General features: G+C 67.6%; 12 protein-coding genes and 1 pseudogene. 4 read left to right on the top strand and 9 right to left on the bottom strand.

Features of this window, described 5'->3' with window-relative positions; genetic code table 11:
- Positions 1-314 precede the first annotated feature (314 nt).
- A complete protein-coding gene (locus AB0E05_RS35455) occupies positions 315-1,472 on the top strand; it encodes an IS701 family transposase (RefSeq protein ID WP_361971555.1) in 1,158 nt (385 codons plus the stop codon).
- 193 nt (positions 1,473-1,665) lie between these two features.
- On the opposite strand, the gene AB0E05_RS35450 is transcribed toward AB0E05_RS35455, so the two are convergent.
- Entirely contained in the window at positions 1,666-1,839 is a 174-nt protein-coding gene (locus AB0E05_RS35450) for a hypothetical protein (protein WP_361971532.1), read from the bottom strand.
- A 29-nt stretch (positions 1,840-1,868) separates the two neighbouring features.
- Positions 1,869-2,078 carry a hypothetical protein gene (locus tag AB0E05_RS35445; RefSeq protein ID WP_361971530.1) on the bottom strand — a complete coding sequence of 70 codons (210 nt, stop codon included), beginning with the start codon at positions 2,076-2,078 and terminating at the stop codon, positions 1,869-1,871.
- Positions 2,079-2,181: 103 nt separating this feature from the next.
- Between AB0E05_RS35445 and tcmP the strand changes: the two genes are divergently transcribed.
- The gene (gene tcmP, locus AB0E05_RS35440; RefSeq protein WP_361971528.1) at positions 2,182-3,312 is read left to right on the top strand and encodes a three-Cys-motif partner protein TcmP; all 1,131 of its coding nucleotides are present in this window, start codon (positions 2,182-2,184) and stop codon (positions 3,310-3,312) included.
- 47 nt (positions 3,313-3,359) lie between these two features.
- On the opposite strand, the gene AB0E05_RS35435 is transcribed toward tcmP, so the two are convergent.
- The 7 genes and pseudogenes from AB0E05_RS35435 to AB0E05_RS35405 all read right to left on the bottom strand — a co-directional run bounded on the left by AB0E05_RS35435 (position 3,360) and on the right by AB0E05_RS35405 (position 8,960).
- Positions 3,360-4,106, bottom strand: coding sequence for a phage Gp37/Gp68 family protein (locus AB0E05_RS35435; RefSeq protein ID WP_361971526.1), 747 nt, complete (start codon positions 4,104-4,106; stop codon positions 3,360-3,362).
- A gap of 360 nt (positions 4,107-4,466) precedes the next feature.
- Positions 4,467-4,946, bottom strand: a pseudogene (locus AB0E05_RS35430) (helix-turn-helix domain-containing protein); the annotation flags it as partial.
- Between the two features lie 21 nt (positions 4,947-4,967).
- A complete protein-coding gene (locus AB0E05_RS35425) occupies positions 4,968-5,336 on the bottom strand; it encodes a VOC family protein (protein ID WP_361971524.1) in 369 nt (122 codons plus the stop codon).
- A gap of 188 nt (positions 5,337-5,524) precedes the next feature.
- A complete protein-coding gene (locus AB0E05_RS35420; RefSeq protein WP_361971522.1) occupies positions 5,525-6,145 on the bottom strand; it encodes a DUF6461 domain-containing protein in 621 nt (206 codons plus the stop codon).
- A 219-nt stretch (positions 6,146-6,364) separates the two neighbouring features.
- A complete protein-coding gene (locus tag AB0E05_RS35415) occupies positions 6,365-6,766 on the bottom strand; it encodes a hypothetical protein (RefSeq protein ID WP_361971520.1) in 402 nt (133 codons plus the stop codon).
- A 320-nt stretch (positions 6,767-7,086) separates the two neighbouring features.
- Positions 7,087-7,776 (bottom strand): response regulator transcription factor, encoded by a 690-nt coding sequence (locus AB0E05_RS35410; protein ID WP_361971518.1) that lies wholly within the window; start codon positions 7,774-7,776, stop codon positions 7,087-7,089.
- On the bottom strand, positions 7,773-8,960 hold the full coding sequence (locus AB0E05_RS35405; RefSeq protein WP_361971516.1) for a histidine kinase: 1,188 nt from the start codon (positions 8,958-8,960) through the stop codon (positions 7,773-7,775). The genes AB0E05_RS35410 and AB0E05_RS35405 overlap by 4 nt, the downstream gene beginning before the upstream one ends.
- 138 nt (positions 8,961-9,098) lie before the next feature.
- On the opposite strand from AB0E05_RS35405, the gene AB0E05_RS35400 reads away from it, so the two are divergent.
- Positions 9,099-10,211 carry a serine hydrolase domain-containing protein gene (locus tag AB0E05_RS35400; RefSeq protein WP_361971514.1) on the top strand — a complete coding sequence of 371 codons (1,113 nt, stop codon included), beginning with the start codon at positions 9,099-9,101 and terminating at the stop codon, positions 10,209-10,211.
- A gap of 4 nt (positions 10,212-10,215) precedes the next feature.
- Positions 10,216-12,291, top strand: coding sequence for a prolyl oligopeptidase family serine peptidase (locus AB0E05_RS35395; protein WP_361971512.1), 2,076 nt, complete (start codon positions 10,216-10,218; stop codon positions 12,289-12,291).
- Positions 12,292-12,590 lie beyond the last annotated feature (299 nt).

Raw genomic sequence — 12,590 nt, 5'->3', positions numbered from 1 at the left:
CGGTGTGCGGCGCTCGCGCCGGCGGTGAGGTGGAACGCGCCGAGCTCCGCCCGGCCCAGGGCGGCCAGCACGGCGGGGGCATCAGCGGTCCAGGTGGCCGCGCCGGCGGCGAGGCGGTGCAGCACGATCGCGTACCCGTCGGCCTTGGCGTCCTCGGCGGTGGCCAGCGCGGCGGCGGTTTCGAGCGGGCCGGCCGCGGCAGCCAGCTCGAGCAGATCCTCCCCGGTGAGGGAGTACGACCACTACGACCCGCCAGGTTAGTACTGCAACGGTGCTTACCGTGATGGTTGGTGGGTTGGCTCGTTGGGCTGTTCATGGGTGGGGAGATATCCGAGGGTGATGCTCGCCGCTGGTCGGACGGGCTTGCCGGGTTGCATGAGCGGTTTGCCCACCGATTCGCGCGGAGCGAGTCACGGGAGTCGGCGCTGGCCTACATGCGGGGTCTGCTGGCGCCGCTGGAGCGCAAGAACGGCTGGACGGTGGCCGAGGAGGTTGGCCATGGGGGCCCGGACCGGATCCAGCGGTTGCTGAACCGGATCGACTGGGACGCCGACGCGGTGCTCGACGACATACGCGAGTACGTGGTCGAGCACCTGGCCGACCCGGGTGGCGTGCTGATCGTGGACGACACCGGGTTCCTGAAGAAGGGCGTGCGGTCGGCCGGGGTCCAAAGGCAGTATTCCGGCACCGCCGGCCGCACCGAGAACTGCCAGGTCGGTGTCTTCCTCGCCTACGCGAGCACGCACGGCCGGACCCTGATCGACCGGGCGCTCTACCTGCCGAGATCCTGGACGGACGACCGTCGGCGATGCCGGGACGCGGGGGTCGGCGACGAGGTGGAGTTCGCCACGAAGGTCCAGCTCGCGAGGGCGATGGTTCGCCGCGCGATCGACGACGGGATCCCGTTCCGCTGGGTGACCGCGGACGCGGGCTACGGCTACAGCAAGGGCTGGCGCTACGAGCTGGAGCAGGCCGACGTCTTCCACGTCGTGGCCACCACCCGCCACGACACCGTCGTCACCTGGCAGGCCATGGACCACCGCCTCCACGACCTCGTCGCCGGCCTGACCCGGCAGAAGTGGAAGCGCCGGTCCTGCGGCGAGGGCGCCCACGGTCTGCGGATCCACGACTGGGCCCGCGTCGAGGTCCGGCCGTGGCACCGGCCCGATCGCAGGCACTGGGTCCTGGCCCGCCGCAGCATCACCGACCCCGACAAGGTCTCCTACTACATCGCCTACGCACCCGCCGATGCCACACTGAACGAGCTGATCGGCGTCGCGGGCTCCCGCTGGGCGATCGAGGAGTGCTTCCAGACCGCGAAAGGCCAGTGCGGCCTGGACGACTACCAGGTCCGCCGCTACCCCGGCTGGCACCGGCACATCACCCTCGCGATGGCCACCCACGCCTACCTCGCCGTCCTCCGGGCCCAGCAACTCGAAAAGGGGACCCACCAGCTCGAACGCCAGACCTGATCCCACTCACCGTCCCCGAAATCCGCCGGCTGATCGCCCACCTCACCCGACCTGTTCGCCGCAGCACCGACCACGTCCTGCACTGGTCCCACTGGCGCCGCAAACGCCAACACCAAGCCCGTACCAGCCACTACAAACGGCGCGACCGCAGCCCAAGTGTTGAAGCCTCGTCACAGTAAGCACCGTTGCAGTACTAGGTTGAATCGCCGAGAGCCCGCCTTGCCTCAGTCCACAGTCGCTCGAACTCCTCCTCGGAGATCTCGGCTGCCTCGGGCTGGTCCTGCCAGCCGTTCATGGGGCCTTCGGCGAGAACGCCGTACTGCCGTTCATAGCGGAACATCGCCGTGAGATCGGCGTGATCACGCAAGTGCAGCACCTCTTCCCGAGAGGCCGCCGTCACCGGTCGCGAGTCCCCCCTCGGACCTCAACCTGTCGCGTTGACCAGCCGTCGTCAGCGTCCTCGAAGTACAGGAACAGATCTTCGTCCTCGTAGTAGGTGCGGAACCAGGTCGTCATGCCGTCATCCTGACCCACGACCTCGTATTCGAGGGCGGGTCCGGCGCAGCGCGGCTTGGTGGCGGTGTTGGTCTTGTCTGATCTCCACACGGTGCTTCACCATCTGTGATCAGACGGATACCGTCGAATGTGGGGGTGGGCGATGTCGTCAGGAACCAACGGAGATTACTGGGCAGATAAGGCTTTGCCTAGCGTGTTCAAGCATGAACTACTGCGGCGTTACCTGCCGCAGTTCGGTGGGATGACGGGCACGCAGTCGTACGACAAGCGCGTGGTCTATCTGGACGGATACGCAGGCGAGGGCCGGTACGAGAGCGGTGAGCCGGCGTCCGCGGAGATCGCACTGCGGGTCGCCTTGTACCTGCGTTCCCGGCCTGGTTTGACGCTGGAGTGCTTCTTCTCGGAGCCCCAAGCGAAGTCGTTCGACCGGTTGCGGGAGGTCGTCGAACAGTACTTGGCCCGCGGTGTGCGAGCACACGCCCACCGCGGTGAGGTCGACAGCGTTCTTGACCAAGTCGTCGAGCGCGCGCGCCGGGAGCCGCTGTTCCTCTTCCTCGACCCGTGTGGGCTGGTCCTACCGCAGGACCGCCTCGTAGAGGTGCTGGCCCGGCAGCGCCCACAGAGACGGCCGGCGACGGAACTGCTGATGAACTTCAGCATGATGGCCGTGTGGCGCCTGGGCGGCCACGTCCGCTCCCCGAAAGGCAACGAGAAGTCGCTGCAGCGGTTCGACGACGTGTGCGGCGGGACCTGGTGGCGGGAGTACTTCGCCGACGCGGTGGCCTCCCGCGACAAGGACGGCGCAGCCGAAGATGCGATCGACGCGGTGGCGGCCGAGTACGCCCTCCGGCTGGCGCGGCGCACCGGGATGCGCGTGCAGTCGGTGCCGGTTTCGCACTCCCCTCGCAAACGAGCCGTGTACCGCCTGGTGTTCGCCACCCGCAGCCCGTACGGCCTGTGGGTGTTCGGTGACACCGTTGCCCGGGCCCGGGCAACGGTGTGGGAGACCGTGGAGGAGCGGGAAGACGACGGCGCGCTCTTCTCCGTGGCCTCGGTGGCCCGAAAGGATCCCAAGGAGCTCGAGGCCGAGGCGGTGCCTCAGATCGCCGAGAATCTGGCGCGGCTGCTCGCACGGACCCGGCGGCCGGTCAAGCTCGTCGACCATACGCTGGAGGTTTTCGGATCCTTCTACGGGCAGGTCACCGAGCCGGTGGTACGTCAGGCGGTCCAGCTTCTGCATGCGCAGGGCGTCACGCCCGACAACGGGGTGGGCGTGAGGAAGACCCGTGAGATCACCCTTTCCCCGGGGAACCTCGCGGCTTGACCGTTGTGGCCGGGCCCGGACAGGGGCGGCCACAACGAACGGCATGGTCAGGCCGCGACCGGCAGCGGCATCTGGTCCCAGGTGCGGCCTTCCAGCATGCGGCCGCCGGCCTTCGGGGTGCGGCCTCCCCACTGCTTGAAGAAGAAGGCAACGCCGGCGTCCTGGCAGGTGTCGCGGATCCCGGTCACCCAGGCTTCGTCCAGCGGGCGGTGGCGCGGGCCAGACTCGCCTCCGGCGATGACCCAGTGGATGCCGTCCAGCCGGAGGTCGGGCAGCGGTCCAAGAAGCGGCTCACAGGACAGGAACCGGACGGCCGCGGGGACGTGGCGGAGGTCGTCGACCCGGGGCAGCTCGTTCTCCGTCTCAACCGAGACGCCCATCCAGAGGTTGTCCGGCCAGTCCAGCTTCGGCGCGACCTGGCGCAGGCGACGAGCCCGCTTGGTGAGGACCTGGTACGTGTGCTGCGGTGTGTCCGCCATGACCTGGAAGACCTGACGGACGAAGTCGAGTGGGACACGGGCATGGAAGAGATCCGACATCGAGTTCACGAACACCACCCGCGGGCTCTTCCACCCGTACGGCACGTCCAAGGCGTCGGGGTGCAGCGTGACACCGAACCCGGGCCCGGAGGTTCGGGGGTCACCGTCGTTCTGGTACTTCACCGCCCCCATCGCCTTCAGACGTTTCGCCAACGCGAGGGCGTAGCAGTTGTCGCATCCGGAAGAGACACGGTCGCAGCCGGTGGTCGGGTTCCACGTCGCCTCAGTCCATTCGATGGCGCTACGGTCGCTCACCGGATTCCTCCTGCTGTCGTGCACGCGGCCCCGCTGTCCAAGGCGACCACAGTGTGTTGGCTAACGATGCCGCCCCGCCCGGGACACCGGGGCCCGAACATCGGTATCGGCACGCATTCGATCGCTTCTCGTAACCTCAAAATTCGAATCTCCGTTTGAGAACTTAGTAGTTGAGATCCACCGCGTCGATGCCGACCTCCCGTGCGCTGCCGTACGCCGTCGTCCGCAACCGGACATCTCGCCGTTCACGTCTACGCCTGGGTGGTTCAGCCGAGGTCCAGGTGGCCGAGCCGGGAGAGGTGCTGTGCTTGGTCGACGGCCGGGGCACCGACGATCGGGGCGGGCGCGGCAACCGGACGTGGGGTCGCGGGAGTTCTTCCGGGTCTTTATGCGTTGAAAGGAGACGCCTTCCTCGCGGAGCAGGATGCGCAGGCCCTCGTGGCTGATGTCGTCGACCACCCCCTCGGCGACCAGGAAGTCGGCGAGCTTGGCCAGGCTCCAGGTCGAGAACGGCAGGCCGTGCTCGGCCGGTTTGGACTTGGAGATCTTCTTGATCTCGCGGCCTTCGGGCAGCGTGAACGTTCTCGGACGGCCGCCGGAGTACTTCGGGTAGAGCGAGTCGAAGCTATCGGTGTTGAAGTTGTGGATCACGTCCCGGACACGGTCGTCGCTGGTGAACGTCACCTTGGCGATCTTCGCCACCGACATGCCCTGGGCGGACAGCAGCACCACCTGGGCCCGCCGCCAGGTCACCACCGACCCAGTACCCCTGCGGACGATCCGCAGCAGCCGCTGCCCCTCATCGTCGTCGATCTCCTGCACCCGCACGCGTTTCACCATCGGAGTTGCGTCCTGGCTTCGTCAGTGGTGACCGGTGTCGATGACGCAGAAGCGGTTACCCTCGGGATCGGAGAGCACGATGAAGTCGGCGTCGTCCGGATAGAGGTCCCAGTCAACGCGCCGGGCACCCAGAGACACCAGCCGCTCGACCTCGGCGGCCTGGTCGGCCACGTCCCCGGCGTATAGGTCCAGATGGATCCGCGGATGCTCCTGGATCGGCGTCTCACTGATGCCGAGCGACAGCTGGATCCCGGCCCCTTCCGCCGGGACCAGCACCACCCAATCGTCTTCCATCTCTTCCCGCGGGACGTATCCCAGGGCCTCCATCCAGAACGCGGCCGCACGCGGCACATCCGAGACACCCAGAACAACAGATCCGACTCTCAACATGCGTCAATTCTGGCGGATCGCGGTGCACCGACAACACCGACAGCCGCCCCAACACCGAGGCAAACGTTGGAGGATGCGGCACCAGACCGAGGAGCCGCAGGCGATCTTCCTCGATACGTTGATGACCCGACGCCTGACCTGAGGCAGCGAACAAGCTGGCTGGTCCAGGAAGCCGGACGGCCACAGCCCTACGGGGGAGTGAGCTGAGCGCTGAGAACCGGTTCGGTGAGCAGGTCGTTGTAATCCACACCGACACCCACGCCCTCGGCTAGCCGAAGGTACAGATCGCGTGGAGTCAAAGGGCCGTAGTCGCCGGCATCCGGGTCCGCGCCGTGCTTCCGCAACTCGGAGTCGAATCGCGAGGGCGATCCCCCCACGAGATCCGTCAGCTCCGTCGTCGCGTACCAGCTGAACGCGCTGAGAAGCTGGCCGTCCTCGGCGTACATGAACTCCGCCGGGCCCTCACTCCACGCCAGGAAAACAGCGGCCGAACCCGTTGAGAGACGGCCGAGCAGCTGGCGGTCTTCGAAACACCGCCAACTGGAATGCTCCCAGACCCATGCCCAGTCATCCCACTGGCCGGCGCTGACGACGTAGGCGTCGCCCTCGTACAGGACGCTTCCGAACTCGTCGAGGAAGTCATCCTGATCCCGGACGGCCACGGTCGACGCATCGACGCCCATCCGCTCCAGGAGCTGCAGAGCGGTGATGCCCTTCACGAACGTCAGACTTACGAACGGAAGATCTTTCCCGACCATCCAGCCCAAACCAGTCACCAGCATCCCCCGCACCTTGGATTGCTCGAACAACCAAACGACGCCATCACAGACCTCGCGGTTCGCACACTCTCACCAACTCGATCAACGCCGCCATCGTCCGGGACTGGTTGGCTTCTCCAACAAGCTCTAGTGGCTCTGCGCCGCCTGGTGAGCACTTGGACAGCTTCCCAGAAGCCCCCGGAGTATTGAATGGCGGAGTGGTCCATCTCTAGGGCTAGGTTGGTGCGCCTCTGTTCTCGTTGCTGGCGGTCAGGCTCGGCCTGGCTCTGCGGGGCGGGCGAGCAGGTGGCGCAGTGCTTCGCTCGGTGTGGCGCGGGGTGGTCCGGCGGGGGTTTCACCGTCCGGCTGGTAGGGGTGCCATTGGTGGTCGGGGCCGTAGCGGAGGTGGAGCAGGTTGCCGCAGGTGATGCGGTTGCTGTCGATGCTGACGGTCTGAGGGTGACCGGCTTCGGTGAGGAGGGGGATGATCTCGCCGAGGGCGGCGGCGAGGATGGTTCCAGGTGGGTTCCAGGGCTCGGTTCGGGTCCGGTGGCCGGCCTGGCCGGCGTATCGCCAGGCGGCCGCCTGCTGTGCCAACTCGTCGTCGGTGAGGTTCAGTTTGCGGCGCAGGGTACGGACCTGGGGTGGGCGGATGTGTGGTCCGGCGGCCAAGCGGGCGGCGTCGACGTCCCCCCTGCCTGGAATAGGGACAACCGGTGGTCGGGGCCGCGTCGGTCCAACTGCTGCTCGCCGACGATCAGGCCGCAACGGTTTGTCTGAGGAAGGTGACCGCACGCCAAGAGGTCGAGCTCGACGACGGCCGTGCGGCCCGGCTCCCTGCCGCTGACCACCTGATCGTCAACCCGTGTACAACCGCCGTCACGACTCGGGCTCTGGCTCAACTCCTGTTTGCGCCATGAGGAGGAGTTGAGCCAGAACCGCTACTGCTCGATAGGGCCACGCCGAGTACTGCGGTCTGCCCCACCCACCGATCATTCCGGTTGGGGGTCGAACAGGCCGCTCTCGTAGGCGAGGATCGCCGCCTGCACCCTGTTGTCCAGGCCGAGCCGGGTCAGGATGCGGTTGATGCGGCTCTTCACTCCCGACTCCGTCAGGCCCAGAGAGTCGGCGATCTCGGCATTGGACAAGCCTTGGGCCAGCAAATGGAGGACCTCCAGCTCCTTCTGGGTCAGCGAACTCAGCTCGTCCCTGCGCGGCGTGGGCCGCTCGATGAGGGAGGGCGGCACACGGGTGAACGCCTTGATGAGGCGCCGGGTGGTGGTCGGGGCGAGCATGGCCTCGCCCTCGGCGACCACCCTGATGGCGTCGGCGAGCTGGTCGGGCGTGGCGTTCTTGAGGAGGAAGCCGCCGGCTCCGGCCCGAAGCGCATCGTGGACGTACTCGTCGAGGTCGAAGGTGGTGAGCATCAGAACGCGTGGGGACGGTTCCGGGTGCGGCCATTCGGTGAGGAGGCGACGGGTGGCCTCGACGCCGCTGATGCCGGGCATGCGGACGTCCATGAGGACGACGTCGGGCCGTAGCCGGACGGCCGCGGCGATGGCCTCCTGACCGCCGGTGGCTTCCCCTACGACGTCGAGGTCGGCACGCCGCGTCAACGTGGTCCTCAAGACGGCCCTGATCAGCGCTTGATCGTCGGCGATGAGGAGGCGGATGCGCTTCACCGTTCCTGCCAGGTGAGAAGGGCCTCGACCCGCCAGCCGCCCGTGGGGGTGGGGCCGGTGGAGAGGCTGCCGTGGAAGAGGCTGGCTCGTTCGCTCATGCCGATCAGGCCGCGGCCCGATCGGGGTGGCGGCTGATGGCCGGGTGCCGGCGGGCCGTTGACGACCTCCACGGACAAGGCATGCCCCCTGTGCCATATCCGGATCTTGATCACCGTCACGCCCGCGTGCTTGAGGACGTTCGTGAGGGCTTCCTGCACGATGCGGTAGGCGGAGACCTGTACGGCAGCGGGCGCGGCGAGATGACTCGGCACGGCGATCTCCACCTGGCACCCGGCGGACCTCGCCGTGGCGGCGAGCTGGTCCAAGTGGAGCAGGGAGGGCTGCGGCTCGCCCTCGTCGCCGTCGGTGAGCAGACCGACCATCCTGCGCATCTCCGCAAGGGCCATGTCGGCTGAGGAGCCGATGGTGGCGAGGCCGGGTTCATCGGGGAGCGTCTCGGCGGTGGAACGGGCCTGCATGGCGATGACGCTGACGTGGTGGGCGACCACTTCGTGAAGATCCCGAGCGATGCGGGCCCGTTCCGCCATGGCCGCGTGGCGGGTGCTGATCTCCTGCTCGGTGCGCAGTCGTTCGGCAAGCTCGTACAAGCGCTGGGTGTCGGCATGGGTGCGGCGCTGTGCAGTCCCCAGGAGCCACAATCCCCACGTCATCGCGGCGATCATCAACACGCTCAGCGCGTTCAGTCCCGGCTCCGGCGCAGGCGGGACGCCTAACCGGGTTCTGATCAGGTCAGGCCCCACGACGGCAGCCGCGATCACGACGCTCACGACGGCGCTGCCCGGAGCGGGTGCGTAACGCGCGACCGCGTACCCGGCGAAGGCCACGAACAGCCCGTCGCTGTAGCCGATGACCGGGGCGATGGCCTCGTAGAGGAGATAGGCCACACCGACCACGGCCAGAACGGTCCACGGGAAGGAGCGCCGCCAAGCCAACGGGACCGTCTGTGCGAAGACCAGCAGCAGTGCCAGCGCGATCGTGCCAGAGTCGGCGGAAGATCCCTGCTCGGCCCAGAGCATCAGCCCGAAGGCGATCAGCGCACACACCAGCAGGACATCGGCGACGTGCGGGCGCAGCGCAAGCCAACGCCGCATCGTGGAGACCGATTCCAGAGTGTGGGTCGTCATGCCGGCCCAGCGTAAAGGATCCCCGAAGGCAGGACGCATCGAAAGTTGCGTCGTGGCATGAAGGTCGCCCCAAAGGCGGGCCAGCCAACCGTTCCCTCGGATGATTCCCCAGCTCAACGGCGTTCCTAGAGTCGAATCATGTCGCTCACGATCACGCTGCCCCTAGCTGCTGCGCTGCTCGCCACCCCGTTCCTGACCGTCCCGCAGCCCGGGTACGGCCAGTCCGACCTCCAGCGCCAGGTGAACGCCCTGCGAGACATCGGCATCGTCGGGATCCAGGCCCGGGCGAGTGCGGAAGGCGAGGATGTGGTGGCCACCGCCGGGCGGGCCGACGCCGAGCGCCCGAGCCGGGTTTCCCCCGACAGCCACTTCCGCATCGCCAGCACCACGAAGACCTTCGTCGCGACCGTCGTCCTGCAACTCGTGGCGGAGAACGAACTCTCCCTGGACGACCCGGTCGTGAAATGGCTCCCCCAGCAGGTTGAGGGGCCGATGACGGTCCGGCAGATCCTCCAGCACACGGCGAGGGTTCCCAACTACTACCCGGACTACGCCACGTACGCGGACTTCCGGGAGCACCGGTACGACCCCTACACCCACGAGGAACTGGTCGACAAGGCGATGCGGCTCACGCCACCGACCGAGAAATGGTCCTACTCCAACACCGGCTACTACCTGGCCGGAATGCTGATCAAGAAGATCACCGGCAGCCCCTGGCACGAGGAGGTCGAGCGCCGCATCAGCAGACCACTCGGACTCGACCGCACCCTCTGGAGCGGGCACGCGGTCCACGTCCCGCGCCCGCACGCCAAGGCGTACAAGGAGTTCGCGAAGGAAGGGCTACGCGATGTGACGAGCCACTACGACGGCGACGCGGCCGGTGGCCTGATCTCCACAACCAGGGATGTCAACCGGTTCTATCGCGCCCTGCTCGGCGGCGAGGTCCTCGCGCCCGCACAGTTGGCCGAGATGAAGAGAACGGTCAGGCTCAGCGCGCCCTTCGAGCAGGTCTGGCCAGACGCCCGCTACGGCATCGGCATCTTCTCCCGGACGCTGCCGTGCGGCGGCCGGTACTGGTCCCACGGCGGCGACGACTACGGCTACTCCACCAAGACAGCCGTCACCGCCGACGGCAAGAGAAGCCTCACCGTCTCCCTGTCCAGCCAGCCCCTGGCGGAAAGCGCCTCCGCAAACGTGTCCAAGGTGGTCGACGCCATGGTCGAAGACGCCCTCTGCAACCGGAAGAAGTGATCACATGCTCCGTGCCTACCAGCGCGCCGCCGCCCTACACCCCTACCGCCACGACCAGTTGATTTTCCGTGACCGGGTCAACCCCGTCTGGGAGGGCGACTCCTTCTGGTACGAGGTCACCTCGCCGAACGGCCCGGAGTTCGTCCGGGTCTGGCCACACAAGGGAGAGCGCCGGATCATCGCGGACCCCGGCGGCCCGCAGGAGCCTCCTTCGCACTCGACCGCGGAGAACCACTCTCCCGACCGCCGCTACACCCTCACCTTCGACGGGGACAACCTGGTGGTCAACGGCCAGACGGTGACCACCGACGGCATCCCGGGACACGACTACGCCAAGCCGAGCGACATAGCCAGAGTCACCCGCGCCGACAGCCGCAACGGCGAGGCGGTGCGGGCACCACTGGCCGCCTGGGCGCCGAACAACCGAAGCTTCGTCACCTGCCGGGTCGATCAGCGCCACGTGCCCGTCCTCCCCATGGTCGACTTCTGCCCGCCGAACGGGCGGGCACGCCCCGAGGCGTACGCACTGCACTACGAGATGCCCGGCGACCCCCTTCCGGCGGTCACCCACCTGATCATCGACGCCGAGACCGGCAGGCGCACCGACGTGGACCTTCCGCCGCTGCCCTTCTCCCACGACGTGCCCCTCGGGAACGACCGGCTCTGGTGGAGCGACGAGAACACGATCTGGTTCCTGTACGAAACCCGCGGAGCCAAGGCGGCGCAGCTCTACCGCATCGACGCCGGAACCGGCACCGCCACCCTCGTGCTGGAGGAAACGGGCAACACGATCGTGCAGTCCGCGCCCGCCCTGGTGGACCCGTTGATGGTGCGCGTGCATGGCGAGGAGATCCTCTGGTACTCCATGCGCGACGGCTGGGGGCACCTCTACCTCTACCGCGGCGGCGAGCTGGCCACCCAGGTGACCCAGGGCGACTGGCTCGTCAGGGAGATCGTCCACCTGGACTGGGCCGACAGGCAGGTCACGTTCCTCGCCTCCGGCATGGGCGACAACCCCTACCACCGGACCCTGTGCCGCGCCCGCCTAGATGGAAGCGGTCTGACCCTCCTCACCCCGAGCGACACCGACCACGTCGTCCAAGCCTCGCCCGACGGCCGCTGGTTCGTCGACACCCACGCAGGGCCCCAGGACCCGCCCGTCACCGTGCTCCTCGACCACGACGGCAAAAGGAAGCTGGAGCTGGAACGCGCCGACATCTCCCGGCTCATCCGGGCGGGATGGCGCGCCCCCGAGCCCTTCACAACCCTGGCCGCCGACGGCACCACCGAGGTGCACGGCCTGCTCTACCTGCCCGGCGACTTCGACCCCACGGCCAGCTATCCGATCCTCGATTCGGTGTACAACGGCCCCCAGATCACCCGGCAGGCAAGGATTCCCGGCAAAGGCTTCGACCCCTACCTGCTGGACCCGATGAGGGGCGCGCCCTCGCTGGCGGCGCTCGGCTTCGCCGTAGTCGTCATGGACGGCAGAGGCACGCCGTACCGCTCCAAAGCCTTCCACGACGCCGGCTACGGTGACCCCGGGCTGGCCGTGGGCCTCGCAGACCACGTCGCGGCCATCGAGCAACTCGCCGCCGAGCGACCGTACCTGGACGCCGAACGGGTCGGCATCACCGGCCATTCCGGCGGCGGCGCGGCCACCGCCGGAGCCCTGTTGCGCCACCCCGAGGTGTTCAGCGTCGGCGTCGCCTCCGCGGGCAACTACGAGAACGCCGGCTACTACGCGATCTGGGCCGAGACCTATGGGGGGCCGCCCCCGTACGACTACGACCAGTGGTCCCTGCGCCCGCTGGCGGACCGACTCCGCGGCAAACTTCTGATGATCTTCGGGGACATGGACGAGAACACCCATCCCGCCCTGTCCCTCCAACTCGCGGACGCCCTGATCCGCGCAGACCGGGACGTCGACATGCTCGTCGTACCGGGAGCCTCCCACTCCTACCTCCACGCTGAGGCGCATGTAGAGCGACGCACCTGGGACTACCTGGTGCGGCACCTACTCGGCGAGGAACCGCCGCCCGGCTTCAAGCTCGACCTCCCACAGCAGTCAACCCATTGACCCTCTGCCCCTCAGGAAAGTTCCAACAGACCCAACGCTTGTTGGTGTCGTACTCGCCGAAGAAGCCGGGCTTCTTCTAGACGTCAAGAAAGGGCCGCCTGACCAGGGGTTTTCCCTGGCAGGCGCCCTTTGTCATGCACTTTTATGCGCTGAGTCGAAATTCGTCTTTACTCCCGATTTCTCCCACCCGTATCCCGCGTCTGACCAGCTGTTCCGGGGCCGTTCCGGGCCAGTAGCCGGTTAACCGGCCCTCATCGGCCTCCGAGGTGCCCTCCCAGCGCCGCATGGAGTCCTCGATG

The organism is Streptomyces sp. NPDC048057, from assembly GCF_040653095.1.
GTDB lineage: Bacteria > Actinomycetota > Actinomycetes > Streptomycetales > Streptomycetaceae > Streptomyces.
The sequence above is the reverse complement of the archived record's forward strand: the minus strand, read 5'-3'. Positions and strand labels throughout refer to the sequence as shown.